The 26,285-nt window shown below is 70.6% G+C and carries 22 protein-coding genes and 2 pseudogenes; 13 read left to right on the plus strand and 11 right to left on the minus strand.

Going from position 1 to position 26,285, the window contains the following annotated elements:
* Positions 1-26: 26 nt before the first annotated feature.
* The 5 genes and pseudogenes from RNL97_RS00915 to RNL97_RS00935 form a co-directional block, all read right to left on the minus strand.
* A complete protein-coding gene (locus RNL97_RS00915) occupies positions 27-572 on the minus strand; it encodes a phosphatase PAP2 family protein (RefSeq protein WP_313750264.1) in 546 nt (181 codons plus the stop codon).
* Positions 573-726: 154 nt separating this feature from the next.
* On the minus strand, positions 727-1,146 hold the full coding sequence (locus RNL97_RS00920) for a GNAT family N-acetyltransferase (protein WP_243312910.1): 420 nt from the start codon (positions 1,144-1,146) through the stop codon (positions 727-729).
* A 120-nt stretch (positions 1,147-1,266) separates the two neighbouring features.
* Positions 1,267-1,404, minus strand: a complete 138-nt coding sequence (locus RNL97_RS00925) for a hypothetical protein (RefSeq protein ID WP_234313449.1) — start codon at positions 1,402-1,404, stop codon at positions 1,267-1,269.
* Positions 1,405-1,571: 167 nt separating this feature from the next.
* A pseudogene (locus RNL97_RS00930) lies at positions 1,572-2,262 on the minus strand (FAD-dependent oxidoreductase).
* A 54-nt stretch (positions 2,263-2,316) separates the two neighbouring features.
* Complete coding sequence (locus tag RNL97_RS00935) at positions 2,317-2,436, minus strand: alpha/beta fold hydrolase (RefSeq protein WP_199814227.1); 120 nt, start codon at positions 2,434-2,436, stop codon at positions 2,317-2,319.
* A gap of 328 nt (positions 2,437-2,764) precedes the next feature.
* Between RNL97_RS00935 and RNL97_RS00940 the strand changes: the two genes are divergently transcribed.
* From RNL97_RS00940 to RNL97_RS00965, 6 genes are all read left to right on the plus strand, one after another.
* Complete coding sequence (locus RNL97_RS00940) at positions 2,765-4,501, plus strand: fibronectin type III domain-containing protein (protein ID WP_313750265.1); 1,737 nt, start codon at positions 2,765-2,767, stop codon at positions 4,499-4,501.
* Between the two features lie 455 nt (positions 4,502-4,956).
* Complete coding sequence (locus RNL97_RS00945; RefSeq protein ID WP_032766104.1) at positions 4,957-5,202, plus strand: hypothetical protein; 246 nt, start codon at positions 4,957-4,959, stop codon at positions 5,200-5,202.
* 452 nt (positions 5,203-5,654) lie between these two features.
* Positions 5,655-6,020, plus strand: a complete 366-nt coding sequence (locus tag RNL97_RS00950; protein WP_030587382.1) for a cupin domain-containing protein — start codon at positions 5,655-5,657, stop codon at positions 6,018-6,020.
* A gap of 732 nt (positions 6,021-6,752) precedes the next feature.
* The gene (locus tag RNL97_RS00955) at positions 6,753-7,337 is read left to right on the plus strand and encodes a TetR/AcrR family transcriptional regulator (RefSeq protein ID WP_243312914.1); all 585 of its coding nucleotides are present in this window, start codon (positions 6,753-6,755) and stop codon (positions 7,335-7,337) included.
* A gap of 195 nt (positions 7,338-7,532) precedes the next feature.
* A complete protein-coding gene (locus RNL97_RS00960; RefSeq protein WP_313750266.1) occupies positions 7,533-8,717 on the plus strand; it encodes an MFS transporter in 1,185 nt (394 codons plus the stop codon).
* A gap of 25 nt (positions 8,718-8,742) precedes the next feature.
* Positions 8,743-9,501: an SDR family NAD(P)-dependent oxidoreductase gene (locus RNL97_RS00965; RefSeq protein ID WP_313750267.1), complete on the plus strand. Its 759-nt coding sequence runs from the start codon at positions 8,743-8,745 to the stop codon at positions 9,499-9,501.
* Between the two features lie 209 nt (positions 9,502-9,710).
* Here RNL97_RS00965 and RNL97_RS00970 read toward each other — a convergent pair whose 3' ends face one another.
* Both RNL97_RS00970 and RNL97_RS00975 read right to left on the minus strand, forming a co-directional pair.
* Positions 9,711-10,049, minus strand: a complete 339-nt coding sequence (locus tag RNL97_RS00970) for a thioredoxin family protein (protein WP_030587394.1) — start codon at positions 10,047-10,049, stop codon at positions 9,711-9,713.
* A gap of 36 nt (positions 10,050-10,085) precedes the next feature.
* Complete coding sequence (locus tag RNL97_RS00975) at positions 10,086-11,249, minus strand: helix-turn-helix domain-containing protein (protein WP_030587397.1); 1,164 nt, start codon at positions 11,247-11,249, stop codon at positions 10,086-10,088.
* A gap of 131 nt (positions 11,250-11,380) precedes the next feature.
* Here RNL97_RS00975 and RNL97_RS00980 point away from each other — a divergent pair, with 131 nt between their 5' ends.
* Entirely contained in the window at positions 11,381-12,391 is a 1,011-nt protein-coding gene (locus RNL97_RS00980; RefSeq protein ID WP_030587400.1) for a ferredoxin reductase, read from the plus strand.
* A gap of 7 nt (positions 12,392-12,398) precedes the next feature.
* Positions 12,399-13,517, plus strand: coding sequence for a fatty acid desaturase family protein (locus RNL97_RS00985; RefSeq protein WP_030587403.1), 1,119 nt, complete (start codon positions 12,399-12,401; stop codon positions 13,515-13,517).
* 141 nt (positions 13,518-13,658) lie between these two features.
* On the opposite strand, the gene RNL97_RS00990 is transcribed toward RNL97_RS00985, so the two are convergent.
* The gene (locus RNL97_RS00990; RefSeq protein WP_313750268.1) at positions 13,659-15,920 is read right to left on the minus strand and encodes an MMPL family transporter; all 2,262 of its coding nucleotides are present in this window, start codon (positions 15,918-15,920) and stop codon (positions 13,659-13,661) included.
* Positions 15,921-16,170: 250 nt separating this feature from the next.
* Between RNL97_RS00990 and RNL97_RS00995 the strand changes: the two genes are divergently transcribed.
* From RNL97_RS00995 to RNL97_RS01010, 4 genes and pseudogenes are all read left to right on the plus strand, one after another.
* Complete coding sequence (locus RNL97_RS00995; protein ID WP_030587409.1) at positions 16,171-17,361, plus strand: sensor histidine kinase; 1,191 nt, start codon at positions 16,171-16,173, stop codon at positions 17,359-17,361.
* 77 nt (positions 17,362-17,438) lie between these two features.
* Complete coding sequence (locus tag RNL97_RS01000; RefSeq protein ID WP_030587412.1) at positions 17,439-18,149, plus strand: response regulator; 711 nt, start codon at positions 17,439-17,441, stop codon at positions 18,147-18,149.
* 367 nt (positions 18,150-18,516) lie between these two features.
* Complete coding sequence (locus RNL97_RS01005) at positions 18,517-19,338, plus strand: S1 family peptidase (protein WP_243312921.1); 822 nt, start codon at positions 18,517-18,519, stop codon at positions 19,336-19,338.
* 91 nt (positions 19,339-19,429) lie between these two features.
* Positions 19,430-19,875, plus strand: a pseudogene (locus tag RNL97_RS01010) (IS110 family transposase); the annotation flags it as partial.
* Here the strand turns inward: RNL97_RS01010 and RNL97_RS01015 are convergent.
* Positions 19,840-20,718 carry an alpha/beta fold hydrolase gene (locus tag RNL97_RS01015; RefSeq protein WP_243312922.1) on the minus strand — a complete coding sequence of 293 codons (879 nt, stop codon included), beginning with the start codon at positions 20,716-20,718 and terminating at the stop codon, positions 19,840-19,842. The pseudogene RNL97_RS01010 and the gene RNL97_RS01015 sit on opposite strands and share 36 nt — an antisense overlap.
* A gap of 136 nt (positions 20,719-20,854) precedes the next feature.
* On the opposite strand from RNL97_RS01015, the gene RNL97_RS01020 reads away from it, so the two are divergent.
* The gene (locus tag RNL97_RS01020) at positions 20,855-22,792 is read left to right on the plus strand and encodes a BTAD domain-containing putative transcriptional regulator (protein ID WP_243312925.1); all 1,938 of its coding nucleotides are present in this window, start codon (positions 20,855-20,857) and stop codon (positions 22,790-22,792) included.
* A 350-nt stretch (positions 22,793-23,142) separates the two neighbouring features.
* On the opposite strand, the gene tpg is transcribed toward RNL97_RS01020, so the two are convergent.
* Positions 23,143-23,700, minus strand: a complete 558-nt coding sequence (gene tpg / locus RNL97_RS01025; RefSeq protein ID WP_030587422.1) for a telomere-protecting terminal protein Tpg — start codon at positions 23,698-23,700, stop codon at positions 23,143-23,145.
* 6 nt (positions 23,701-23,706) lie between these two features.
* Positions 23,707-25,902 (minus strand): telomere-associated protein Tap, encoded by a 2,196-nt coding sequence (tap, locus tag RNL97_RS01030; protein WP_243312927.1) that lies wholly within the window; start codon positions 25,900-25,902, stop codon positions 23,707-23,709.
* Between the last annotated feature and the right edge of the window lie 383 nt (positions 25,903-26,285).

Below are 26,285 nucleotides of genomic sequence, written 5' to 3' on the forward strand. Positions count from 1 at the left end.
CACGACAAGGAGCACGGAGCGCTCTGCTAGAGCCTGCGCCGCAGCAGAGCGGAGACACGCTGAGTGAACCACGCACTGAGCAGACCGATGGTAGCCCCAGCAACGACATCGCTGGGGTAATGAGCACCCGACTGCACCCGCTCAACCGCCACCACGACCGCCGGCACCGCACATACCCCACCCACGCTCGACCACGAAAAAGCGACCCCGGCAGTAAACGCGACAGCAGCCGCAGTATGGCCGGAGGGGAAGGATGAAGAATCCGGCCGGTCGTCTGCTTCGTCGTGCGGGAACCATTCCTTCGGCGGCCTGGACCGGTCAACGAGCTGTTTGCCCACACCATTGGAGACCAACTGCGCCAACGCGAGAGCAACCAGGCCGGTAACCGCGGCCTTCCGGCCCCGCCCCCCGCCGCCCGCAGCCATCGCTGCTGCCGCGACGCACCACAGCTTCGAACTCTCCGCAGCCTCCTCCACGAGCGACAGCACCCGGCCGGCGTGGGCCGGAATGCGCAAACCCGCCTGCTGCGTCACGAACCGGTCGGCGCTCTTCAACCCCGTCAGCAAACTCATGAGCTGCACCTATCCCCGGGGCGGCAGTTCACACACCCAACGCCGGCGACGCATTAGCACGGATCGGGGCTGCGCGGGTCCGGATCGACTCCATGACTTTCACCGAAGCTTCGGTCTCTTCACCAACAGATAGCGCGATGCGATCGGGGCCTCTTCACACCGTGCGGTGCATCCCCACCGAGGCCGGTGCGGTCTGGCGGAAGCCGAACTTCTCGTAGAGGTGCCGGGCCTCGCCGTCAGCAATGAGGGAGACATACGCACCGGCTGGGGCCCGGCGCTCCAACTCGCCTATCAACTCGGCCATGATTCGTTTCCCAAGGCCCCGTCCCTGGTGGGCGGGAAGGACACAGATGTCGACAACCTGGAAGAAACAACCGCCATCGCCGATCACCCGCCCCATGCCGACCGGCTCACCGCCGTGCCGTATCTGGACCGCGTGCCAGGTGTTCGGTAGACCCAGCGCCGCAGCTTCGGGGGACTTCGCACTCAACCCCGCCGCGGGCCGCAGCCGCAGATAGTTCTCGATGGTAGGCACCTCGACCGAGAGGACGTAAGGGTCAGTACTCATTTTCATACATTACATGTTAGGTGAGTTCGGTAGGCGTCGTCCAACCAGGGCGGGCCTCCCGGTGGTTGAGTCCTGCTGGGAAGGTGCCCCTCCCCTCGACCACTGAAGGGAGTTCGACGACGTCACTCATGCCCGCAGCGCGTGATGCTCATCGGCCGGCAGAAGGCGATCAGGCCGGAGCCAGCCGCGGCGGTGCGCCAACTCGGCGTAGACCGAGGCGATGCATTCCTGGTCGTAGCCTCCCGGCATCAACTCCTGGAACATGCTGGCCAAACCGGTGCCGGCCAGCCCCTCGGCTTACCCAGGAACGCTAGCCTTCAGCCCATACCTCGGGCTGGCATTCCACGAACAGCAGGTGATCCACCAGCATCCGCAGCGCCTCGTCATGCTGCGAGAACATGCCGGGGCGCCGGCGGGCAGAGTTCACCTGCTCAACGAGATGGGGCCGCTTTGGGACTTGCCTCGGCGGTCCTCTGGAGGGCCGCGTCCGTGTCCGTAGTGACCAGCGCGCTGTTGATGTCGGCGCCGGCCAGCGCGCCGGCCACTGCGGAAGCCCCGACCTGGGCAACCAGATCGGTAGCGTTGCCTGCCACCCACACACCCGGCACCTCGGTGGTGCCGACCATGCCGGAGGCGAGGATACCGATGGGCTCATCTCGCATCTCCCAGCCGTGGCAGTGCACCACACTGTGTCCCCAGTGCTCGGCGAGCCCGGGCACCTGTGGCAGCTCGTCCTTCAGGCCGGTGGCCACGAGGACGCGGCGGCCGTCGGCCCGGGTGACGGTGAACCGCAGGTCCCCGTCCGCCGACGGGGCCGCAGGCTCGGCCGCGACCACCTCGCCGAGCACGACGCGTCCGCCGTACTGGCGCACCTGCTCCCGGCCCCGTCGAAGGATCTCGGGCGGGGGGTGCCGTCCAGGGCGAGGAGGCCGTACACGGCCTTCGCGGGCGCGTTGCGCGGGGAGCCGCTGTCGATCACGATGACCGAGCGGCGGGCGCGGGCGAGGATCAGTGCACCGTTCAGTCCTGCGGCACCCCGCCGATCACCACCGCGTCGACGGTCCCCTCGGCCAGCGCGTTGGTCGTGTACGGAGGAGTCGTCACAGCCGTGGCCTCCTGCATTTCCTTGTCAGTCATGGTTCGGTCAACCTTCGAGTGTTGGGTGGTCGGAGGGGGTCAGCTGTTCAGAAGGCCCAGGATGTGGTCCGCGATCGTCTTGGGCTGTTCGAGGTGCAGGAAGTGCCCTGCGCCGGGTATGACGATGCGTTCGAAGCCGTTCGTGAACAGGTCGTCCATGCCGTCGCTCACCGTCCCCGTACGTCGACCCCTTGTCGATCTGGGTGAGCAGGAGCATGCCCGCCGTGCCAGCGGCCAGGCCGGTCACGGCCATCACCCTCACACGCCGGTATCGGCCCGAACGTCACACCGGTGCCGACCGATTGTCAGAGATGGGATGACCTCTAAAGGCCTCGTCAGCAGGGGAAAGCAAGCAGTAAGATCCACTCCAGGCGTGCAGCACTCCGCCTCTGCTCAACTCCATTTCATCTCGTTTCGCGCTATTCCGCCCTCTCTGCGCGCGTATTGCCGTGCATACACGGCGGGCCAAATGAAGGGGTCACCCCAGTTGAAGACCAGTACCCGGCTGAGACCGGTGTCCGCGGCCGTCGTCCTCGCCACGGCAGGGGGTTTCCTCGCCGCCTCGCCCGCTTCGGCCGCCACTCCGTGCAAGACGAACCACTTCACCCGCATGTTCTACCCGAACACCACCTTCTCCGGTGTCCCGAAGAAGACTGACTGCGACAACGTGATGGACCAGAACTGGGGCACGGGGGCTCCAGCCTCCGGGCTCCCGACGAACAACTTCGGCGTTCGGTACAGCCTGGTGCGCGACTTCGGGAACGGCGGCCCCTTCAGCTTCACCGCCGCCGCCCGCGACGGCGTCCGCGTCTACCTTGACGGCGTACGCACGATCAACATCTGGAAGAACGTCTCCACCACCCAGAAGAAGACCGTCAACGTCACGGTCCCCAGCGGCAAGCACACCCTGCGCATCGACTACGTGAACTGGACCGGCGCCGCCAACGTCTCCTTCGCGTACGCGCCCCGCACCTCAGCGGCCGTCGACAAGACCAAGCCCCGCACGCCCGCCGGCATCACGGCGACGTACAACGCGACCACCAGCAAGTCCACCGTCCGCTGGTCCCCGAACGTGGACATGGACCTCGCCGGATACCGCGTCTACCGCCGCCTCAAGGGCACGGCCGCCTACAGCAAGGTCGCCCAGACCACAGCCACTTCGTACGTGGACACCCCGCGCGCCACCGGCCAGGTCTTTTACTACGAGGCCCGCGCCTATGACAAGGCGGGCAACGAGTCCACCGGCACCGCCGACATCCCCGTCGTCACCGCCGACAAGACCGCTCCGGCACGCGTCGTCCCCACCGTCACCATGGGAACCGATCAGACACGCGAGAGCTACCTCCTGACCTGGAAAGCCGTCCCGGACGCCGCCCGGTATCGCGTGCTGCGCCTGATCCTGCACTCCGGCGTCCCCAGGGCCTGGACCGAGGTCGCACGGACCACCGGCACCACCTACACCGACTACGTGCCGGCACTGGGCGCGAACATCGCCTACCGCGTCGAGGCATACGACACCGCAGGTAACGCGGCCCCCGCCTCCGCCGAGGACGAGGTGTACCCAAACGCCTTCTGGCACCCCCGGCTCAACGACGTCACCATCTCCTACCAGGGCAGCAACACCGCGCTCCTGCAGTGGACCCAACCACTGGACACCTTCGCCATCCGCTGGTCCGAGTACCGTCTGCACCGCACCCTGAGCACCCACACGCCATCCGGCGAAGCGACCGACAGCCCGGAACACTGCCTATCCCTCAGCTACCAGCAGGAAGCCGGCCGCCTCAGCTTCCGCTGCACGGCCACCGTTGCGCCGGGAGCGACGAACACCCTCACCGTGGAGCCGTATCACGACGCCTCGATGCGCGCTCTGCCCAGCGCCCCCATATCCGTCACGGTCCCGGCCGCGCCCGCCCCCGCCACTGGTTTCCGGGGCCTCCTCGACGGCAACGTCGTCAACCTCAGCTGGACCCCGGCTGCGCCCGGAGCCGTGGACCACTACGAGATACACGACGGCTTCTGGTACCCGGCAACCGCACCCGACGCCAAAGACCGGTTCTACTCCCTCAACAAGATCAAGGTCCCTGGCGACGCCAGCTCACTCAGATGGCCCTACCTTGCCTCCTCGAATCAGTGGTACGTCATCGTTGCCGTCGCCGCCGACGGTACGAAGGAGACTCTTGAGCAGTCGCCGCGCATCCCTCCGCCCACACCCGCGACAGACTGACGACATACAGGGCCGCCCAGGCGGGCCCTCGTGATCTCGCCCGGTGCGGCAGAGCTGCCGGGGGGGCCGCAAGGCTCCTGCGGGGAAGGCCCACCAGGTCGACAGGGAAGAGGGCATCGAGAGCCCCCGCGCGGCAGGTGAGCGCCATACGCGTGAGCACCCCCGACAAGGCGTTGACGGGATATCCGAGCGGCGAGGAACTGAACTACCGGTCGGTCGGGGGCAGCAGCACACTGGGACACTCACGGAGCGGTCCGGCCCGGCACGCCGCGCCGGGCAGACTGTCCCCGCCTATGTTGCGGAGCGGTCCCGTAGTGGGCGGAAGGGCTACGGACGTCTGGGCGGTGAGACGTCGAGGTTGTGGACGCGATCAACTGCGCACCCGGCCGAGATGCGGGGTCGGTGTCCGGAGGTGAAGGTGGGAGAGACCCATCCCTCTATCTCCTTGGAGCGTCATGATCGTCAAGATGTTGCATGAGAAGGGCCTGAAGGCCGAGCACGCCTACACTGCGGCGTTCGCCTCGATCGGTCTGTCCGTCGTGTCCTGGTGCGGATCAATGAAGGCGGAGTCGGCCGGCACAGCGCGGGCCGACCGGTGGGGCATCTTCGTCGGGGAATGGGCACCCACCTTCTTCGCCCTTGGCTTGGCCCTGGCGAACTACGAACGCGACCACGACCTCCTCCACCCCATCACCCACTGACCCACTCCAACCTTCCGCCAGAGGGCCCCGGCGGCCTCCAGTGACCAGAGGCGGCCTCCGGGACCGCATAGCCGGGCGGCGGGCGGAGGTGCGGGCTGTCGACGCGGGGGCGAGCATCGAGAGTGCGGACGGCAGCTCCGGGTCCATCCCGCCGAGCGTTCCGGCTCGCCGGCCGGGTGGTGGACGGCTGCCGCGCTCTCCATGCCTCCCGCGTTCTCAAGGATGGGAACGCAATAGCGGCCCCGCCAACACTGCGCCAGGCTCACCGCGGCGCAGTGTTGGCGGGTCTGCTGCCGTGGTCGGCGCGGTTGCCAGGCCGAACGGCCGCGTACCCGTCCAGGGCGCTGTCCGGCGGCGCTCCTCCCGCAGGGCCTTGGGGAGCGGGCTCGCAGTGCACGGTCCTCGGGTCCAGACTGGAATGAGGAGGGTCCTCAAGTGAGCAAGGAGGAGCCATGACATCGACGACGCGGAAGGACACCCCTGTCGTCATCGAGAGTGACGGGGTCGAGGTGCGTGTTCAGGACGTCGGCGGCGACATGTCCGTTGCCTTCATGACGTTCCCCAAAGGCACAGACATGGGGCCAGCGCTCAAAGGGCTGCCCAACGACCTCTGCCCGTGCCCGCATTGGGGCTACCTCTTCAAAGGCCGGTTGAAGATGCGGACGCCCCACGGCGACGAGGTCTACGAAGCGGGCGAAGCTTTCTATTGGTCGCCCGGACACGCGCCGGTGGCGCTGGAGGACTGCGAGTACGTCGACTTCTCACCAGCCAAGAAGTTCGACGAGGTCGTCGAACACATCAAGGCACAGGGGGGATGACGGGCGCGAGGACGCTGGGAGGGCTTCGGAGGCCGGAGACCGCCCCGTGCGGGAACGGGTCTGGCCGCTGAGGGATACGCAGCGAACGCCCCGGCACGCGGCATGATGTCCGGCACGTTCTCCACCGCGCCCACGCCGCCTCGCACCGAACGGGCTTCCACGGACCGCCCAGGCTCGGAGCGCACAGTTCGACGAGAGCGGGCCGTCGGAGGCCGACGAGCTTGAGGCGATGTGATCGATGAACGCAGCGGTGTGGCAGCCCTACCCGCGGCTCGGCTTCTCTCACCGGACGTTGGGTTCGGGGATGCCAGACATCGTCGCGGGAGAGGTCGACCGGGTGCCCGGTGTATCCGCTGTCGGACCGTGCCTGGGTGACGCACCGGTGCCGAGCGGGTTGTTGCCGACGTGACCCGTTGGGTGGTCCAGGGTCTCCTGGCCGCCCTCGTCGAGGCCCAGGGTGCGGGCTGCACCGGTGAGTCCGGCGGACCGCAGCCTGTCGAGGAGGATGCGGGCGCTCGTGCCTGAGAAGCGGACTGGGCGCCGGACGGTTTCGCCGACCCGGGCGACGACGGACGTGCCGCCGACCGGTTCGGTCCGGGGCGGTTCGTCCGTATGGCCGGGCCGGACGGCTCAGCAGCCCTGCGAGAGCCTCGCCTGCTCAATCCGCTTCCTTGCAGACCTCAGGTGCTTGATTATTGACCGATCAGTCCAGATGAGATTATGGTTCTCGGCGTGGCCAGGACCAAGGAATTCGATCCGGACGCCGCGCTGCAGTCGGCCCTTGAGCTGTTCTGGCGGCGCGGTTACGAAGCGACGTCGGTGACTGATCTCGTCGAGCACCTCGGCATCGGCCGCGCCAGCATCTACGCGACTTTCGGCAGCAAGCACGAGCTGTACCTGAAGGCCCTGGACCGGTACGCCGAGATGCGCGACCCGCTTCTCATGTCCGAGCTGTCCCAGCCGGGCCCCGCACTGCCTGCGGTGCGGGCGCTGGTGCGCCGCTTCGCCGCGGAAGCCGCCTCCCCGGAAGGGCGGCTGAACGGCTGCTTCGTCACCAACACCGCGGCCGAGCTGGCACCGCACGACCCTGCGGCGGCCCGCCGGGTCGAGATCAGCTGGGAGCACATCGAGACCCTGCTGCACTCCGCGCTCGTGCGGGCCCAGGCCCAGGGAGAGCTCCCCGAGAGCCGTGATCCGCGAGCGCTGGCCCACATGCTGCTCGTCCTGCTGCAGGGCGTACGCGTCGTCGGCAAGGCGTCGGACGATCCAGCCCGGGTGCGGGACGCGGCCGAACAGGCACTGTCCCTGCTGGACTGAATCACACCCGCTCGAGCCGTCAGGCCGCTTCAGCGCGTCTAAATAATGGACCGATCAGTCCAATATCAGGGGGAAGTGTGACCGCGACGGGCACCGCCCGCGTCACCGCCATGCGGCGCAGGTGCGCCTTCATCCTTCTCGGCGGCATCCAGGCCACGCTGATCTTCAGGCGAACTCGGCATCGAGCGCGCCGACGTGATCCTGCTCAGCACCGCCTACGGACTGACCTTCGCCGGCCTGTTGCTCTTCGGGGGACGCCTCGCCGGCCGCTACGGCGGCCGGCGCGCCCTCATCGCAGGACTTGCCCTCTTCGCCGTCGCCTCGGCGGCCGCCCCGCTCGCCCCCGTATCGAGGCACTGCTCGCGGCGCGCTTCGCCCAGGGCGCGGGCGGCCCTCGTCGCGCCGGCCGCCATGGCCGTGCTGCACGCCATCCTCCCCTCCCCCGCCGCGTACAGCAGGGCGATCGCCACCTGGGGCGGACTCTCCGTGCTCGGCGCGACGGCGGGCAATCTGCTCTCCGGGGTCATCTCGGCGCTGCTTACCTGGCACTGGACCTTCGCGGTACCCGTCGTGGTGACGATCGCAGTCCTCGTCCTCGCACCCCGGCTGCTGCCGGGCACCGTGCCGGACCGGGGCAGGAGTCTGGACCTGCCCGGTGCTCTGCTCGCCGTCCTCGGGATCACCCTCGCCAGTTACGGGCTCGTCGTCACCGACGCCCGCCCCGGATCGTCGGCCGGCGTGCTCGTGGCGCTGCTCGGCGGGACCGCGTTACTGGCCGCGTTCTGGTACGCCGAGCGCCGGGCCCGCGATCCCCTGCCCCCCGGCTTCCTGTCGGACCGGCGGCGGGTCCTGGCCCCCACGGCCATCGCGTTGAGCTCCTGCGGGACCGCGATGACCTTCGTGGTCCTCTCACTCCACCTCCAGCAGGAGCGCGACTGGTCACCGTTGCAGACCTCGGCCGTCTTCGTGCCGTTCGCCCTCGCGCTGCTCGCTTCGGGCCGGGTGACAGGACCGCTCATCGGCCGGTACGGGGCCCGAACCATCACAGGCGCCGAGCTGAGCACAGGCGCGACCGGGCTCGCCCTCCTCGCCTTCACCAAATTCGCTACCCACGCCTCGTACGCGTACGGGCTGCTGCCGGGCCCTGTGCTGCTGCCGGCGGGCGCCGCGGCCTCCTTCGCCGGAGCAGCCGTGCTCGCCACCGAAGGGGTACCGCTCCAGCAGACCGGGCTCGCAGGCGGCGTGCTGAACACGGCGACGGAATGCGGCCCGACCGTCCTCTTCGCCGTCCTGCTCACACTCGACAGCGACGCCTGGTCCCTGGCCGCCACGGGGGTCGCCCTCGCCGTCGGAGCCCTACCGAACCACCGCACCAAGTAGTCCACCACGCAAGGGAGTCACCGAAATGAAGCGCTTCACCGGCAGGGCCGTCCTCGTCACCGGCGCGGGCTCCGGCCTCGGCCGCGCCATCGCGCTCGCCTTCGCCGCCGAGGGCGCATCCCTGGTCGCGGCGGGACGCACCGCGGCCTCCCTCGACGAGACGGTCGGTCTCATCGAGACGGCCGGTGGCGCAGCCGCCGCCGTCACCGCCGATGTCACCGACTCCGGACAGCTCAAGGATCTCGTACGGGAGAGTGTCGCCCGCTTCGGCGGACTGGACGTCGCGGTCAACAACGCCGGGATATTCCGGGGCGCGGTCCCCGTCGGCGAGGTGAGCGAGGAGGAGTGGGACGCAGTGCTGCGCACCAATGTCACCGGTGTCTGGCTGGCCATGAAGCACGAGATCGCCCACATGGGGGAGAACGGCGGTGGCACGATCGTCAACATCTCCTCCAACCTGGGCGCACACCTGCGGATCCCGAACGCCGCCGCGTACATCACCTCCAAGGCAGCGGTCTCCGCGCTGACCCGCGCCGCCGCTCTCGACCACATCCACCAGGGCATCCGCATCAACGCCGTCAGCCCCGGCGCCTCCGCCGCTCCCATGTCACTGCGCCCCGGCGAGACCGAGGCCGACCGTGCCGAGCGGATGAAGACGGAAAACCCGCTCGGGAGGGTCGCTGAGGCCGACGAAGTGGCGGCCGCGGTGCTCTATCTCGCCTCGCCCGCCGCCGGCTCGGTCGTCGGCACCGACCTGGTCATCGACAGTGGATCGTCGGCCTGACGCCCCTACCGGAGACTGAGCTGGCTGCTGCCGGGACAGCCAAGATCCGCGGAGTCCGGAACCCTGCCGCCGCTCCGCTTCCCCCACGCCTCCAGGAGCCCGGACCTCCCCGGCGGCCTCGGCGTGGGGGTTTCTCAGGCGGCGCAGCTTCCATGGACGGGACGTGACGGGACGTGACGGGCTTCGCGGCCACGTGCCGCAGCAATCGTTCAGAGGTGGCGGTCCAGGAACTGCCGTACCTCGGCGATGGTCATCGGTCCCGTGCCATGCGCCACCGCCTCTCCCTCCTTCACCAGGACGTAGGCCGGGGCTCCAGTGATCCCGTATCTCTCCGTTGCCGCCGGACAACGCGTGATGTCGGTGCGGACGACCGTCAGGCGCCCCGCGCAGTCGTCGGCGATGTCACCCACGACGAGGTCCATCACCCGGCAGGGCTCGATGGCCTTGGGCCAGGTCCCGGTGAAGTAGGCGAGGACGGGAACTCGGCTCATCCCGAGGATGAAATCGAACTCCGCGTCCTCCCGGGGTCGGTGAACCCGATGTGCCATGGAAACTCCTGCCTCACGTTCCGTCGTTCCGTCCCATCATCCCTCGCGCGGTGGGCCGGTGAGCACCGTCCGAAGACCGAGCGCCAGCGTCAGTTCGAGGACCCGGTGTGGCGCTGCGAGATCCGGAAACAGCTCCCGCAGCTGCGACATCCGGTACCGGACCGTCTGGGGATGGACGAACAGTTCCGCCGCCGCCTCGTCCCGTCTGCCCTGGTGCAGCAGCCACGCCCGCAACGTCTCCTCCAGCCGCCCCGCGGTCGCGACAGGCAAGGTCCGCAAGGGTGCGAGGGCCCGGGCACGCAGGTCTGCGAAAGCGTCCATGTCGGCGCTCAGCACCAGCTCGGGAAGGTGGTCCTCGGTGTCGCGGATATCAGGGGACAGGGAGCGTGCGCGTGCGGCTCGTGCGTACGAGGCGGACGCACGTGTCCACGGCCGGGCCGGGCCGACCACGGCTGTGCGGTCGGTCAGCTGCCGCAGGAGAAGCGGCCGGTCGGCATCGGGGACCAGCAGCACACCAGTGGCATCCGGCAGATCGTCGAGGACCAGGGTGTTCGGGTCGAGCGTGCGGTAGGCAGGCCGGGCCTGGGCGGCGGGCAGCAGGACCGCGGTCAGCGAAACAGGAGGCTGCCACCCGGCCCGCTGACCGGAGGCCAGCAGCACGTCCGGGCTCGCCCCTGCGAGGAGGTCGCGGGCCAGGTGTTCCAGGTGGCGCTCGTGGGCCCTGCCCCGGGCGGCCAGCTCGTCGGCGTGTCCCGCGGCGCTCGCGGCGGAGAGCTCGTCGATGTAGGCGAAGGTCAGCTCGGCGAACTTGGCGACCTCGGTGGCCGGCAGACCTGCGGGTACGGCACCCGCAGCCAGGCAGCGCCAGGCGACGCGGGCGCCGACGCGGTAGGCGCTGAGCAGGGCGTCCATCGAACGGCCGTCGCGTACCTCGCCGCGGCCGAGCTCGTAGGCCGCGTCACCGCCGTCGCCGCCTGTGGCGTTGCCGCTCGCGAGGTCCAGGTAGTGCCCCAGGGCGGTGCGGACGGCTCGGCGGATGGTGCCGCCCATGCGGCCCGAAAGGGCGTTGGCGTAGGAAGGGACTTCGTCGATGATCGCCTGGACGACCTCGTCGGCGGTGGTCTTCAGAGCGGCCCGAAGGGCGGTGACCGTCGTCTCGTCCAGGGCCAGTTCGCTGGCCCTTCGGATTGCATGGCTCATGCTTTGTTCCCTGCGAACAATTCTGCTGATCAGATTCACGTCCTGCGGTCAGGACTTTACGCCACGGAGCGCAGCAAGCTGGGGTCATGACGAGTGCAGCCCTCCGCAGGAGGGCCTGGAAACTGCTGGAGATGGTCACGACGCCGCTGTTGCCGTCGGACTACCTCGACCTGGTCAGTCCTCTGCGTGCGGGTGCTGACCTGTGTGGACGCATCGAGGCCGTGCACCCCGAGACGGGTGACGCCGCGACTGTCGTGATCAGGCCGGGACGGGGCTGGCGGGGCCACACAGCCGGTCAGTACGTGCGGATCGGGGTCGACGTCGACGGGGTACGGCTGTGGCGTGCCTACTCCCTCACCTCGCCGACACATCGTCGGGACGGCCGTGTCACGATCACCGTGAAGGCGATCCCGGACGGCAAGGTCAGCAACCACCTGGTCCGCAGGGTGAAACCTGGCACGCTGGTCCAGCTCGACCACCCGACCGGTGACTTCGTGCTGCCGCAGGCCAGACCCGCCAAGGTGTTCTACCTGACGGCCGGCAGCGGCATCACGCCCGTGATGGGCATGCTGCGCGACTCCGAGCTCGACGACGTCGTCATGGTCCACTGCGCGCCACGGCCGCAAGACGTGATCTTCCGCAACGAACTGCACGACCTGGTCGCGGAGAAGAAGCTACGTCTCATCGAGGTGCACACCGACACGGACGGCATGCTCGACATCGCCCGTCTCGACGAACTCGTACCCGACTGGGCCGAGCGCGAGACCTGGGCTTGCGGGCCCGCGGGCCTGCTCGACGCCGCCGAAGGGCACTGGACCGGGCACGGCGTCCAGGAGCGTCTGCACACCGAACGCTTCCGCCCCGGCATCGTCGTCGCCGGCGACGGCGGCGAGGTCACGTTCAGCGCTTCCGGCAAGACCGTCGCTGCGGACGGCGCCACACCGTTGCTGGACATCGGCGAGGAGGCCGGCGTGCTCATGCCCTCCGGGTGCCGCATGGGCATCTGCTTCGGCTGCGTCACGCCGCTCAAGGCGGGCGCCGTCCGCGACCTGCGCACCGGCGGGATCACCGAGGCCGAGCCGGGCGTCCTCATCCAGACCTGCGTGTCCGCCGCCGCGGGCCCGTGCGACATCGAACGGTAGGAGCACCTTGACCGCCATCGACCCCACCGCCCACCTGACCTCGGAGCAGATCGAGGAACTGGGCCGCGAGCTGGACGCGATCCGCGACGAGGTGATCGCCGGCCGCGGCGAGAAGGACGCCGCGTACATCCGTAAGGTGATCGCGGCGCAGCGCAAGCTCGAACTGGTCAGCAGGGGCGTGCTGCTGTTCTCGATCTTCCCGCCCGCGTGGCTGCTCGGCACCGCCGGGCTGTCCGTGGCGAAGATCATGGACAACATGGAGATCGGCCACAACATCCTGCACGGCCAGTGGGACTGGATGCGGGACCCGAAGATCCACTCCACCACCTGGGAGTGGGATCACGTCTCGCCGTCCGAGCAGTGGAAGCACTCGCACAACGAGCTGCACCACACGTACACCAACGTGATCGGAAAGGACAACGACCTCGGCTACGGCATCATGCGCGTCGACGAGGACCAGAAGTGGCACCCCTTCCACCTCGGCCAGCCGCTGTGGAACTTCCTCAACGCCTGCTTCTTCGAGTACGGCATCGCGGCATACGACCTGGAGCTCGGCAAGAACCTCCACAAGCGCCGCCGCAAGACGCCTGAGTTCCGCGCGCGGGCCAAGGCCGTGGGACGGAAGATCCGCAAGCAGGTGCTGAAGGACTACGTGATCCACCCGCTGCTGTCGGGCCCGTCGTTCCTCCCCACCCTCGCCGCCACGTTCACCGCGAACCTGGTCCGCAACCTCTGGACCCATTCGGTGATCATGTGCGGGCACTTCCCCGAGGGCGTACAGGTCTTCGAGCGCCGGTCGATCGAGGGCGAGACGCGCGGCCAGTGGTACCTGCGCCAGATGATGGGCTCGGCGAACATCAGCGGCAGCAAGGCCATGCACTTCATGACCGGCAACCTGTCACACCAGATCGAGCACCACCTCTTCCCGGACCTGCCGAGCAACCGGTACGCCGAAGTCGCGGTGAAGGTGCGCGCACTGTTCGAGAAGTACGAACTGGAGTACGTCACCGGCCCCCTGCCCAAGCAGGTCTTCTCCGCCTGGCACAAGGTCTTCCGGCTCGCACTGCCGAACAAGGAGACCAAGGCCGGTGCGCCGGACCACGGGAAGGAGCTCGTTGCCGCCTGATTCCCGGTACGGGTTCGGATCTCTCGACCGTACCGGCGGTGCCGCCGAGTTCGGTGAGATCCGCCGCGCAGGCGTGCGCCCCGGCCACCGCGGCATCACGCCTTGGCGGCCAGGGCACAGGCGCGGCCGGTGTGGAGTCGGTCAGCGGACGGGCGGGACGGTGAGAGGGCGCGGGTGGTGCTCGGCCGCGGCGTCTGCGGGTGCGGTGGCCTGCGGCTGCTTGCCGTGGCCGCGGGGCCCGCGGGGACGTGCCGGCCACCAGATGCCGCGGCCGAGCAGCGCCGCCGCGGCCGGGACCAGCACGACTGACAGGACGAACGCAGAGAGCAGGATGCCGAGCCCCGTCGCGAAGCCGATCTGCTGGGTGGAGGCGTTCGAGCCGACGGCGAGGCTGCCGAAGGACGCGGCGAGGACGATGCCTGCGGTGGCGATGGCCGGTGCGGTGTGCCGTACCGCGCGGGCGACGGCGTCGCGGGCCCTGCGCGGGCCCTCCATCTCCTCGCGGATGCGGTCGCTGATCAGGATGTTGTAGTCGGTGCCGATCGCGACGACGAAGAGGAACAGTACGAGCGGCAGGACGAAATTGACGCCGGGCTTGTCCAGGGCGTGCTGGAAGACGAGGGTCGACGCGCCGAGCGTGGCGGCGAAGCACAGTCCCACGGAGAGCAGCAGGACGACGGGGGCGAGCACGCTGCGCAGCAGAGCGAGCAGGATCAGGGCGATCAGGCCCGCGGCCACGGGGAAGACGGTCCTCAGGTCTTCATCGACAGCGGTGGAGAGATCCGCGAAGATCGCCGCCGTGCCGCCGACATGGGCTTCGAGGCCCTTGGGGGTGTGGGCCGCGACGGTGTCGCGGACCGGGCCCGAGACCAGGTCGCGGGCCGCCTGCGTCTGGGACTCGGACGTCAGGTAGAGGTCGATGCGGGCGGCGTCGCCCCGCTCGTTGAGGATGGGGGCGCCCACCTCGCCGACGCCTTCGACCCGGGCCAGCTCACCGGAGAGAGCGCCGAGGGACCGGGGGGCGACGCGTTCGCCCTCGGGGGCCGTGAGGTAGACGGTGGCCGGGTCGAAGACGCCGGCCGGGAGGGCGCGGGCGATCTCGGCAGCGGTGGCGGCTGCCCGGGTCTCATGGGGGGTTCCGCCTTGGCCGAAGTCCATGCGGATGCCGGTCGCGCCCGCCGCGAGCGCGCCCAGCAGAGCGGTACCGGCGAGGAGCGCGGCCAGCGGTCTGCGGGCGACGAAGTCACCAACACGCGCGGCGAGTCCGGGGCGTGGCGTGCGCTCCAGGGCGCGGGAGGGCCAGAACATGCGCCGGCCCGTGACCGCGAGGAGGGCGGGCATCAGGGTGAGGCTGGCGAGGAGCATGACGAGTACGGCCACGGCGACGGCGGGGCCGAGCACCTGGAACCCTCCGTAGGTCGCGATGCCCAGGGTGGCGAAGGCGGCCACGATGGTGAGGGCGGCGGAGGTGATGGCGGTGCCGACGCGGGCCCCCACCTCGGCGGCGACGGCGCGCGGGGGCGCGTCGGGGCGTTCCCGCAGAAGTTCGCGGAAGCGGAAGAGGAGGAACAGGAAGTAGTCGACGCCGATGCCGATCAGAACGACGCTGATCATGCCGGGTGTCGATGTGTCGAGATCGGTGCCGGTGAGCAGGGCGCCGCCGACGATCACGCCGGTTGCCGCTCCGCCCACGACGACGACCGCGAGCAGCGGGATGAGCGCGGCGCACAGGCTGCGGAAGACCAGCACGTTCACCAGGACGATCAGGCCCAGCATCAGCATGCCGACGATGCGCTGGGTGGGCTCCTCGGCGTCGCGGGTGTCGACCTGGTCGGCGAGGCCGCCGGTGTACCCGGTCCGCAGCCGCACCTCGGCGAAGGCGTCTTCGCTGTGCTCACGGAACGCCCGGAACAGGCTGTGCACGCCCGGGTCGACGGTGTTTCCCTCCAGGCGCACCGACAGCAGCGTGAAGGTGCGGTCCGGAGCGGTCATGCCCACCCGGACCTCGGGTGTCTGCGAGTGGTCCGTGACGAGGAACGGAATCTGGTCGTCGCTCGTGCTCGGGGTGCCCCGCGGGTCCGGCATCGTCACGCGGCGGTTGCCCAGTTCCCTGGCCACGGACGCGATGTTCTCGCGGTCGGCGCCGGTCAGCGGTTCGCCGTCCGGCCTGCCGACCAGGAGGGTGAACGTGCCGGCGTCGGACGTCGTGCCGAACCTGTCCTCGGCGGTGACCAGCGCGGCGGCCGAGTCGTAGTGCTTCGGCAGGAAGTCACCGGTCTGCGCCTGCATCGCGCGGGGCATCAGCGCTCCGGCGACCACGGCGAGAAAGATGCCGATCACCGACCACAGGGCGATGACCTTCCAGGGATGGCGGGTCGAGAACCCGGTCAGGGCGCGGATCACAGGTGCCTCCGGCGGAGAAGTGGAGAGGGGTTTCGCCGGGGGATTCCGGCCTGCGTCCAGCACATCAGCGCGAACGTGGCGGATCGTCCGGGTCGGGAACGAGATGCGGGTTGGGAGCGGGGTGCTGTCCGCTCCCGCATCCGGGACCCTGCTCCCGGGCCCGTATCGTCCTGGGGCCCCACATCCTGGTCGGGAACCCGGGGAGAATGGTGGCGAGGCGCGCCCTGCAGAGGGCCGAGGAAGGAACACGATGCTTACGGCCCACGCCGAGCCCGCCGTGAAGCGCGGCACGCCGCTCTTCGGCGAGGCACCGCCCTGGACCCGCAACGACGCCCTCGTCGCCGTCGGCGCGGCAGCCCTCGACCTGATCGGCTTCACCCTCAGCAGCCAGGGGGCCCAGGGTTTCGTCCCCGTGACCGGCTGTCTGCTGATGACGCTGTCCGGCCTGGCGCTCCTCGCCCGTCGGCGGGTCCCCGTGCTCACGTTCGCCGCGGTCCTGGCCCTCGGCCTCACCGTCCATCTCAGCTGGCCGGTGGGACAAGGGCTCAACGCCTCCATGATCGTCGCCCTCTACTCCGTCGTACGCGTCCGGGGCGCCGCCGTGTACGCACCGGCGGTGCTGGTGAGTGCGGTGCTGCCCCTGGCCGCGTGGGGGCCCTGGTCGCAGGGCTCACTCCTGAAGCTGGCGGGGAACGGGGCGGCCGTGCTGTTCGTGGTCGCCGCCGGGCTCGTGATGAACCGCTGGCAGCAGGAGGTCGACGCGCACCGCAGGCTGCTCGCCGAGCGGGCCGTGGCTGACGAACGCCGCCGTATCGCCCGGGAGATGCATGACATCGTCGCCCACCACGTCACGACGATGCAGCTGATGGCGGGTGGTGCCCGCGCCAACCTCGACCGGAGCCCCGAGATCACGCGGGAGGCCCTCGTGACCCTGGAGGGTCTGGGGCGCGCGGCACTGCACGAGATGCGGGAACTCCTCGACGTCCTGCGGGCCGACGACGAGACGCGGGAGGCGTCGACCGCGCCCCAGCCGGGGATCGCGGACCTGGACCGGATCGTCGCCGAGTCGTGCGAGGGCGGCCTGCCCACGGAGTTCGAGGTCAGTGGTGCCCACCGTCAGCTGCCGGGGGGCATGCAGCTGACGGTGTTCCGCATCGTGCAAGAGGCACTGACCAACGCCCGCAAGCACGCGGGAAGCGGCGCCCGCGCCCGCGTACGCCTCACGTACGGCGACCACGAGACGGTAGTGGACGTACGGGACGACGGAGAAGGGAGGGCCGGTGGCCCAGGGTCCGCACCGGGCTCCGGGTACGGCCTGATCGGCATGCGCGAACGCGTCGCGCTGCACGGCGGGTCCTTGCGGACGGGCCGGTGCGAAGGGCGGGGCTACCAGGTCACGGCGCGGTTGCCGCTGCCGAAGGAAGAAGGAGCACTGCGGTGAACGGAACGACGGACGGTACGAGCGGGGCGGGTGCGGTGGTGGCGGCGCACGGGACGGGCGGGGCGGACACGACGAGTGTGGCGGACACGACAGGGGCGGCCGTCCCCGCAGCCATCCGTGTACTGATCGCCGACGACCAACTCCTCGTACGCCGTGGCCTGGTCCTCATGCTCGGGCCCGAACCCGGCGTCGACGTCGTCGGTGAGGCCGCCGACGGCGCACAGGCCGTGGAACTCGCGAGGCGGCTGCGGCCCGACGTCGTCGTCATGGACATCCGCATGCCGGTGCTGGACGGCATCGCCGCCACCGAACAGCTCACCCGGCAGGTGCCGGGCTGCCGGGTGCTCGCGCTGAGCACCTTCGACATGGACGAGCACGTGGTCGGCGCCCTGCGCGCGGGCGCCTGCGGCTTCCTGCCCAAGGACATCTCGCCCGAGGAACTGGTCAGCGCCCTGCGCGTGGTCCACACCGGTGAGGCGGTGGTCGCCCCGCGCCTGCTGACCCGCCTGATCTCCTCGTACGTGACGGCTCCGCGGCAACCCGCGCGGCCGGCGGGGGCCGGGCCCGCGGGCGTCCTGGACGAGCTGACGCCGCGCGAGCGCGAGGTGTGGCGGCTGATCGCCGGCGGCCTGGACAACGCGGGGATCGCCGCCGAGATGTTCATCAGCCCGTCGACGGTGAAGAACCACATCACCGCGCTCTTCGCGAAGCTCCAGGTCCGCGACCGGGCGCAGGCGGTGATCGCCGCGTACGAGGCGGGCCTGATCACGGCGGGCGAACGCGGCTGACGAGCGCCGTTGGCGATGGCCATCGACGAGGGCGGTTCCTTCCCGTGGGGGGCGATGCGCTCAGCCCATGCCGGGCAGGTAGCGCGGCGCCATGCCACTTCGTGGAGCAGGACCAGTAGGTTCGGCGAGGTGGCCTGCGACAGTGAACGGGCTCCCGATTCACGCGACTCGTACGGGGACTTCCGAGGGTGGTGCCGTCAGGAGCCAGGTCCGGCCACACCCACGCCGAACACTCGTGGTGGGGTTCTCCCCCGTTCGAACGGACCCGCTGGCCGGACCTCGGAGAGGGAGGCAAGCCGGATGGATCGGCCTCTCCCGGTCCCGGAGGCTGAGCATGCAGCTCAGATGCTCACCGATCGGAGAACCAGTGTTCAGCTTGAAGTCCTCGCGCCGTACGGTGTCGCGCACCGCCGCAGGTTTCCTGGCCGCAGCGGGGTGCGTCGCCATGATGACCGGGAACGCCGAGGCCATCGTCAACGGGGAGGATTCGACGCAGCGGTACCCGTCCATGGTGTCGATCCCCGTGACGGGTGTGAACGACGCCACGTTCAAGGGCGTCTGCGGGGGAGCGCTGATCGACCGGCGATGGGTGCTCACCGCCGCCCACTGCGTGGACCCCACGCTGGTCACCCTGGACGGCACCGTCCGGGTCGGCAGCGAGTGGAAGGACTACGGGGGCACGGTCCGGTCCATCGCGAGGACGGTGTCCCACACCGGTTACAGGAACGGTGAGGACACCGGACCCAACCGCAACGACCTCGCTCTGGTCCTCCTGGACCGGCCGGTCGCGGAGAAGCCCGTCCGCATCGCCGGCCGCCCCGGCAGGCCGGGCACCCCGACGCGGATCCTGGGCTTCGGCAGGACCGACGACGCCCCCGAGGCCCCCTGGGTTTTCCCGAACCGGCTCCAGCAGCTCGACACCCGCCTGGGCGCGGTCTCCGACTGCGCCCCGGGCTACGCGGACAGCACCCGCCTGTGCACCACCAGCCAGGTGCCCGGCGCCATGGCGTGCAACGGCGACTCGGGCGGCCCACAGCTCCAGCGGAATCGCTCGGGACGCTGGGAACTCATCGGCGTCACCTCCGGTCCCGGCGCCCCGGGCGTGCGGTGCGGAGAAGGGCCGGGGCTCTATTCCAGCGCGCCCGCCCACGCGGACTGGATCCATCAGGAGATACGCCGCAGAGGCTGATGAGGGGTCCGGGCCACCGCCTCGCCGGGCGCAATGCCCGGCCGGGCGCGGGGTGGCAGGTCTCCACAACGTGATGCACGAGCACAACACCGCTGCGGTAGGCCACGCCCGTCCGCTGGCCGTCGCCCGCGACGCGGGCAAGGCCGCCTGCCTGTTCGGACTGGCCGTGCGGCGGATCGCCGGCCTCTCCCCCGGCGATGTGGAGACCGCCGCGAAGGACTCGGCTGTGATCGCGGACGCTGCCCGCACCTTGCCGCCCACCCTGCGCTCGCTCGAACTCACCGTCCTCGTGGGCTTCGACCAGGACCTCGGCTACGAAGCACCCGCTCGGCAACCGGATACGCGGCCCGCTCACCGGATCCACCCAGCCTGGAACGCGTTTTCGGCCCCAGCCGGTTGACGATCAGGCCGTCACCCGGCTGGGAACGCAGCGGAACTCCGGCCGCCCTGCGCAAAACCGGCCGCCGCGGACTCGTCGAACTGATCCGCCCCGAGCGGGGCTCAGCGGAGCAGCAGGTCGCGGATCGTCTCTGTGATCTCGTCGGGTGCCTCCTCGGCCATGAAGTGTCCTGCGCCGGTCAGCCTGTGGTCCAGGTCGGGCGCCCACGCGTGCCAGACCGCGGCGGCGTCGTAGCCCAGTCGCGCGCCCCAGTCCTGCTGGATCACCGTCACGGGCATGGCCAGCTGGGAACCGGCGTCCTGGTCCGCCCGGTCGTGTGTGACGTCGATGCCCGCCGAGGCCCGGTAGTCGGCGACGATCGAGGGCACGGCCGCGGCGCTCGCCCGCAGGTACGCGGACCGGACGGGGTCCGGCAGGGCGGCCGGGTTGCCGGCCCAGGCGTCGAGGAAGGAGCTGAAGAAGGCGTCGGCACTGTTCGTGATCATCGTCTCCGGCAGCCCGGGCGGCTGCGCCATGAGGAACAGGTGGTAGCCGACCGCCGCCGGGACACCGTGCAGGACGTCCCACATGTCCAGGGTCGGCACGACGTCGAGGATGCCCAGGTGCGTGAGTGTCTCGGGATGGTCCAGTCCCGCCCGGAAGGCGACCAGGGCGCCCCGGTCGTGCCCGACCAGGGCGAAGCGCTCGTGGCCGAGCGCCGCCGCCAGGGCGACCACGTCGGCGGCCATGGTGCGCTTGGAGTACACGTCGGGGCCCGTGGCCGCCGGCTTGTCGCTGGCGCCGTAGCCGCGCAGGTCGGGGCAGATCACCGTGTGCTCGCCGGCGAGCCGTTCGGCGACATGCCGCCACATCAGGTGGGTCTGGGGGAAGCCGTGCAGCAGCACGACGGGGCTGCCGCTGCCGCCGACGGCCGCAGCCAGTTCCACGCCGTCGGTGCCAGGCAAACGGACGTGGTCGAAGCCGGGGATGGTGAGCGCCATGAGGAGCCCTTCCTGAGGTGGGTGGACCGGCGAGAGCCTTGGTCCGGGAAGTGACGGGATCAGCGTGGGCGACGGCGATCAGCAGCCGATCAGTACGGTTCGACGCCGCCGGGCCGCGGCACGCAGGATGGACGGCATGCGAATCGATGTCCTGGGTGCCGTGCGGGCCCTCCATGACGACGGCGCCCCCGTCGACCTGGGAGGGCCCCGCCACCGTGAGGTCCTCGCCCGGCTGGTCGCCGCCGGGGGACGGATGGTCTCCACCGACACCCTCGTGGACGACCTGTGGGCCGAGCCGCCGGTGCGTGCCGTGGGGGCGCTGCGTACGTTCGTCGCCGCGCTGCGCCGCGCCATCGAACCCGACCGGCCGCCCCGCACACCGCCGCGGGTCCTCGTCACGGAAGGCCCTGGCTACGTGCTGCGCCTGCCGCGCCACGCCGTGGACGTCCACCGGTTCGAGGACGCCCTGGCCCGCGCCCGGCGTACCCCCGATGGGCTGACCGACCTCGATGCGGCCCTCGCGACCTGGCGCGGCCCCGCCTACGCCGAGGTGGCCGGCTCCGCGTGGGCCCAGCGGGAACGGGCCCGGCTGGAGGAGCTGAGGCTGGAGGGGGTGGAACTGCGCGCCGGTCTCCTCCTCGACGCCGGTCGTGGAGGCGAACTGGTCGCCGATCTGGGAGCCCACGTCACCGAGCACCCCTGGCGTGAGCCGGCCTGGGGGCTGCTGGCCCGCGCGCTGCACCGGGCGGGCCGGCAGGCGGACGCTCTGGCCACCCTCCGCCGCGCCCGAACCATGCTCGCGGACCAGCTCGGGCTCGATCCCGGTGCCGGCCTCCGGCGCCTGGAGACAGAGATCCTCCACGGTGCCACGGAGCTTCAGCCCTCACCCACGGTGTGGACCGCAGGCGGCCGACTCGGCCCGCGCACCACCGTCGAGCTGGCCCGCACCCTGGCCCTCGCGGGTGGGGATGCCCTCATCCACGCGCGGCGCGACCGCCTCGCCGCCGTCCGAGCAGCCGAGCGCACCGGCGACATCGCCCTGACCGCCCGCGTCATCGGCGCCTATGACGTGCCCGCCCTCTGGAGCCGGGCCGACGACCCCGAGCAGTCCCGCGCCGTCGTCGCGGCGGCCGAGCGCACCCTCACCGCGCTCGGCACCGACGGCCCCGCCGAACTGCGCGCCCGGCTGCTGGCCACCGTCGCGGTCGAGAGCCGCAGCGCCGATCTGTCCGCGGCCGAACGGAAGCGCGCCGGGCAGGCGGCGCGCGAGGCCGAGGCGCTGGGCCGGGAGCTGGGTGATCCGGCCCTGCTCGTGTTCGCCCTCAACGGCGTGTTCCTCCAGTCCTTCACCCGGCCCGGGCTCGCGGCGGCACGGGATGTGACCGGGGCCGAAATGCTCGACCTCGCCACCCGGCACGAGCTGCCCAACTTCGCCGTGCTGGGCCGGCTCATCCGCCTGCAGTCCGCCTCCGCTCTCGGCGACCTCGACACCGCGACCGCACACGCCGAAGCCGCCGAGCGGCTGGCCGTCAGCACCGAAGCCTCTCTCGTCCCCGTACTCACCGCCTGGTTCCGGGCCCGGGTCACGGCCGCGCACAGTGCCGCGACGGACGGACCGGCCGCCGCCACGGCCGCGGCGCACTACCGCGCCGCCGAAGACGCCCTCGCCGCGTCCGCGGGCATGCCGGGGCTGCACCGCGGCCTGTTCGCCCTCGCCCTCCTGGGCCTGCGCCTCCTGCACGGCCGTCCGGCGCCCACCGACCCCGCTCTCGACTGGGGCCCGTACCACCCCTGGACACGGCCCCTGGTGCTGCTCGCCCGCCACCGCGACCAAGAGGCCCTTGCCGCGCTGCAGATGACGCCCGCACCACCCCTTGACCACATGCAGGAGGCGCTCTGGTGCCTGACCGCCCACGCCGCTGCCCGCCTCGGCGAGCGCCCGGTCGCCGCCCGCGCGGCAACGGCCCTGCGCGCCGCGCGCACCGAAGACGCGGGCGGAGCGAGCGGGATGCTGACACTGGGACCGGTGACGCGGTATCTGGCGGAGGCAGAGGCCTGTGCCGACAAGAGGTGAGCCGCGACCGTCCGCGGACCCCGTCCCCGCCCGCCTGCCCGTCTGGCTCTGTGCGCGGGACCGGGTTCCGGCTCGTCCATGCGGGCGTACATCGACGCCGTTGTCGTCGCGCTCCTCGGCGGCGCACTCGGGCAGGCAGGTGCGCATCCAGCCCTGGAGCAGGGATCCGGCTGCCTTGCCGCCCACTTGGTCAACTCCGTGCTGCCGCCCGGCGCCGCCGACGTGTGCATCCAGGAACTCGCCGTGGTCGCCGCTCTGAGTGACTGGACCGGCGGGGGTCCGGGCAGCTCAGCCCAGGGAACGCCCGCAGGGGGCGGGGCGGAGGGCGGTCATCGTCGTGTCGTGCCGGGTCAGAGGCCGAACTCGACGTGCTCGATGTCCGTGAAGCGGACCTGCTCCAGCTGCCCGGCGCGGCGTCCGCCGTCCTGGAAGTACATGTCCCTGAGCCCCTCGGCGGCGATCTCCCGCAGACGCTGCTCGGTGGCCCCCTGCTCCTGGGCCTCGAAGAGACGGGCGGCGTAGCGGGGCGACAGGGCCACCGTCAGGTGCCGGATCCGGTCTTCGTCGGTCGTGCCGATCGGCGCGGTGTATCCGATCCGGGCACGGGTGTCGAGGACGATACCGCTGGTGGTCGCCGCTTTCTGCCGGGCCTTGGCCCGGACCTGGGGCTGCCAGCGTTTGATGACCTCGCTCTCCAGACGGGCGGCAAGGTCCGGGCGGGGCTTTCTGATCTGGTCCTTCACATACCGCTCCACCGTGCGCTGGGAGACGCGCAGCATCCGGGCGACCGCCCTGGTGCCTTTGAGCTGTCTGACCAGGTAGCGCATCTGCGCGGGCGCGCTCCTGGGCGGCGGGCGGGTGAACGCCTTCCGCACCGCCGCGTCCAGGCCGTCGCCGAATCCGCTCATCAGTTGCTACTCCCCGCTGTCGGCGTCGGTGACAGTACCGTCCTTGATGTACCGGGCCAGGTTGAGGTCGGGGGCGTTGAACTGCTCCCGGACACCTTCGCCCCACAGCACGCTCTGGGTGCCTTCATGCTTCACCAGGCCTGGGTTGATACCGAGCTTGAAGCCGCCGGGCAGTGGTTTACCGTCCCGGTAGGGCAGGAAATCCAGCGGAGAGGGTCCCTCGGAGGCGTAAACAGCGCAGTCCGAAAGAACCGCGACCGGATACCGGCCCGTGAAAGCGGCGTGCTTGACGATCTTGCGGTGCATATTGACCCGGGTGCGGGAAATGACCGCGGCACGGATGTCCGGACGCCATGTGGGCCGGGCGAGAGCCCGCCACGGCTGCCCCGGCCTCCAGTCCTCGCCCCGAGGACGTTCACGCAGTTTTCCGATACCGCCCTTCACCGTCGCCTTGATCGCGGACACCACGATCGCCAGCTCGGGGTCACGGTGCCGGTAGCCATCCATCGCCGCGAGGAACTCCCGCGGCGACAGATCGGGCTCCACGCCAAGACTCGCCATCGTAGCGAGATAGGCATCGCGCAACCGCTGATACCAACCGTCCAGATAGCGACCATGATCGTGGCGAACATACGCCTCAAGCGGACAGACGTCGTAACCCAACTCCACCGCGTACGCCACGGTGGGGGTGGCGTACCAGGCCGGGCCTGTCGGGCGCTCGCCCCTCGGCGTGAACGGGCTGGGCAGCAGGCTCGCGTCCAGGTGTGCCCAGGTGTCCTTGGCCACCTTCACCCGGGACAGGTCGACATGGGACAGGTCGACCAGCCAGGAGCCGGGCAGCTTCGCGTCGAACACGGGGTTCGTGACGTGCGTCGGAGCGCCGAGACCGACCGTGAGGCCGTTGGCGCCGGCGGCGAAGGCCATGTTCACGTCGATGCCCACCAGGTGAGGGTGAAGGCATTCGGTATCGGTGAGCGGACGCGCCCAGTCATAGGCCTCCTCCATCAGGACCTCGGCCGGGGTGCGCCGGTGGAAGCGCGGCAGATCGGCGAGGAGCGGGTGCCCGTCGGGGGCCTCGCACGGCGCACAGTCCACCGGTTCCCTGCCCAGTGAGCCGGGGTTGTGCTCGGAGCGCCGCTTGCCTTCCGCGTCCGGCTGGGAGGCGCGGGTCGGCGGGTGCAGAGCGGTCATCAGTTCCAGACCGGTCACGGCCGTCGATCCGCGCGGTGTCATGACCCGGGAGGCGTACGTGCCCAGCAGCCGGGCCAGATCCGCCGGTGGCAGCTGCCCCGCATCGGCCCAGTGCCGGGCGTCCAGCGCGTCCCACGACGGGATGCACAACTGCACGCATGCCCGTTCCGTGCCCTGCGCGGGCCGGTAGATCCGCGCCCACGGTCCGAACCCGCGCTTCGTCAACTGCCAGTGGGCACGCGTCAGCTGCTTGATCACCTTGTGGCCCTGTGCCAGCCGACCCGCCAGGCGCTCCTCCTTCGTCAGCGTGACAGGCAGTCCGTAGCGCTCCAGCGCGGCCTCGGTCAGGACGAGCAGCGGATCGGCGTCCTTGCCGGGGCCGGACAACTTCGGCTGACCGAGCCGCGCCTCGCGCAGTGTCCAGTCCACCAGGGCCGCGATCGTCTTGGCCGGCACGTCCAGGACCAGGCCGCCGACGCAGTACGCCAGCACCTCCCCCTCAGCGGCATCGACGACAGCGAGCGGACCATTCTCGAAACGTGGATCAGCGCCGCCGACCGGGGCCCCTGTGCGGGCGGCTTGCGCCGGCGGACGGCGCGACACGGCAGCAGAGGCCGGGGCAGGGGGGCGGCGTACGGTCTTCACGGGCTCCGCCGCCGAATCCGTGGGGGCGGTGCGGGCTTGGGCCGGCTCCACTGCCGATGGTGTGGGAGCAGCCGCAACGGCAGCTGTCTGAGGGACCGCGGTGTCCTCGGTCGGCACCGGAACGTTGGCGGGGTAGAGCTCGGCGAGCTGCTTGAGCATACGAGCGTAAGCATCGCGCTCCGGCGGCCGCGGCTCGGTCCTGCCGGCCTCCCAGCCACTGACCGTCGCCCGCCGCACCCGCAGAGCGGCCGCCACCTCATCCAGCGTCAGACCGTGCCCCTGACGCAACCGTCTGCGCTCCGCCGGCGGCGGCAGCGGAGAACGCGACGCGACAAGCGCGTCGACCGCGTCGAACAGCTCGGACATGCAGCACCTCCCACCCCGACCCTAACCTCAAACACACCTTCCGCGTACCAACCACGCACCAATCGCGTTCGGACGGCGTACTGGCCGCGTACGGATGGCGGCAAGGAGCGGACGAAGTCCGCTTCGGCGGCGGACGCGGTGGCGGTCGAGGTGGCATCGGCACCAAGGTGACGCGCGACCTGCACGGCCAGACGGCCCACACCGCCGCACTGGATCACTACACCCTGACCGCGATGCGGTCCACCGACGTGCTCATAGGTCTTCCTCACGCTGCCGCGGGTGGGTGCGTTTGATCCGCTGGATCGGGGAACTCGGGGGCTTGCACAGGAACATACGCCGGTCCCTTCACCCAACCGGATCAGCCGACCGCCTCCCGGGGCACC

Source organism: Streptomyces parvus (assembly GCF_032121415.1).
Taxonomy (GTDB): domain Bacteria; phylum Actinomycetota; class Actinomycetes; order Streptomycetales; family Streptomycetaceae; genus Streptomyces; species Streptomyces globisporus_A.

Bases quoted from the DNA above. Each gene is read 5' to 3' on its own strand.
- RNL97_RS00915 (WP_313750264.1), bottom strand. From the start codon at position 572: ATGAGTTTGCTGACGGGGTTGAAGAGCGCCGACCGGTTCGTGACGCAG.
- RNL97_RS00920 (WP_243312910.1), bottom strand. From the start codon at position 1,146: ATGAAAATGAGTACTGACCCTTACGTCCTCTCGGTCGAGGTGCCTACC.
- RNL97_RS00925 (WP_234313449.1), bottom strand. From the start codon at position 1,404: ATGTTCCAGGAGTTGATGCCGGGAGGCTACGACCAGGAATGCATCGCC.
- RNL97_RS00935 (WP_199814227.1), bottom strand. From the start codon at position 2,436: ATGGACGACCTGTTCACGAACGGCTTCGAACGCATCGTCATACCCGGC.
- RNL97_RS00945 (WP_032766104.1), top strand. From the start codon at position 4,957: ATGATCGTCAAGATGTTGCATGAGAAGGGCCTGAAGGCCGAGCACGCC.
- RNL97_RS00950 (WP_030587382.1), top strand. From the start codon at position 5,655: ATGACATCGACGACGCGGAAGGACACCCCTGTCGTCATCGAGAGTGAC.
- RNL97_RS00965 (WP_313750267.1), top strand. From the start codon at position 8,743: ATGAAGCGCTTCACCGGCAGGGCCGTCCTCGTCACCGGCGCGGGCTCC.
- RNL97_RS00970 (WP_030587394.1), bottom strand. From the start codon at position 10,049: ATGGCACATCGGGTTCACCGACCCCGGGAGGACGCGGAGTTCGATTTC.
- RNL97_RS00975 (WP_030587397.1), bottom strand. From the start codon at position 11,249: ATGAGCCATGCAATCCGAAGGGCCAGCGAACTGGCCCTGGACGAGACG.
- RNL97_RS00980 (WP_030587400.1), top strand. From the start codon at position 11,381: ATGGTCACGACGCCGCTGTTGCCGTCGGACTACCTCGACCTGGTCAGT.
- RNL97_RS00995 (WP_030587409.1), top strand. From the start codon at position 16,171: ATGCTTACGGCCCACGCCGAGCCCGCCGTGAAGCGCGGCACGCCGCTC.
- RNL97_RS01015 (WP_243312922.1), bottom strand. From the start codon at position 20,718: ATGGCGCTCACCATCCCCGGCTTCGACCACGTCCGTTTGCCTGGCACC.
- RNL97_RS01020 (WP_243312925.1), top strand. From the start codon at position 20,855: ATGCGAATCGATGTCCTGGGTGCCGTGCGGGCCCTCCATGACGACGGC.
- tpg (WP_030587422.1), bottom strand. From the start codon at position 23,700: ATGAGCGGATTCGGCGACGGCCTGGACGCGGCGGTGCGGAAGGCGTTC.
- tap (WP_243312927.1), bottom strand. From the start codon at position 25,902: ATGTCCGAGCTGTTCGACGCGGTCGACGCGCTTGTCGCGTCGCGTTCT.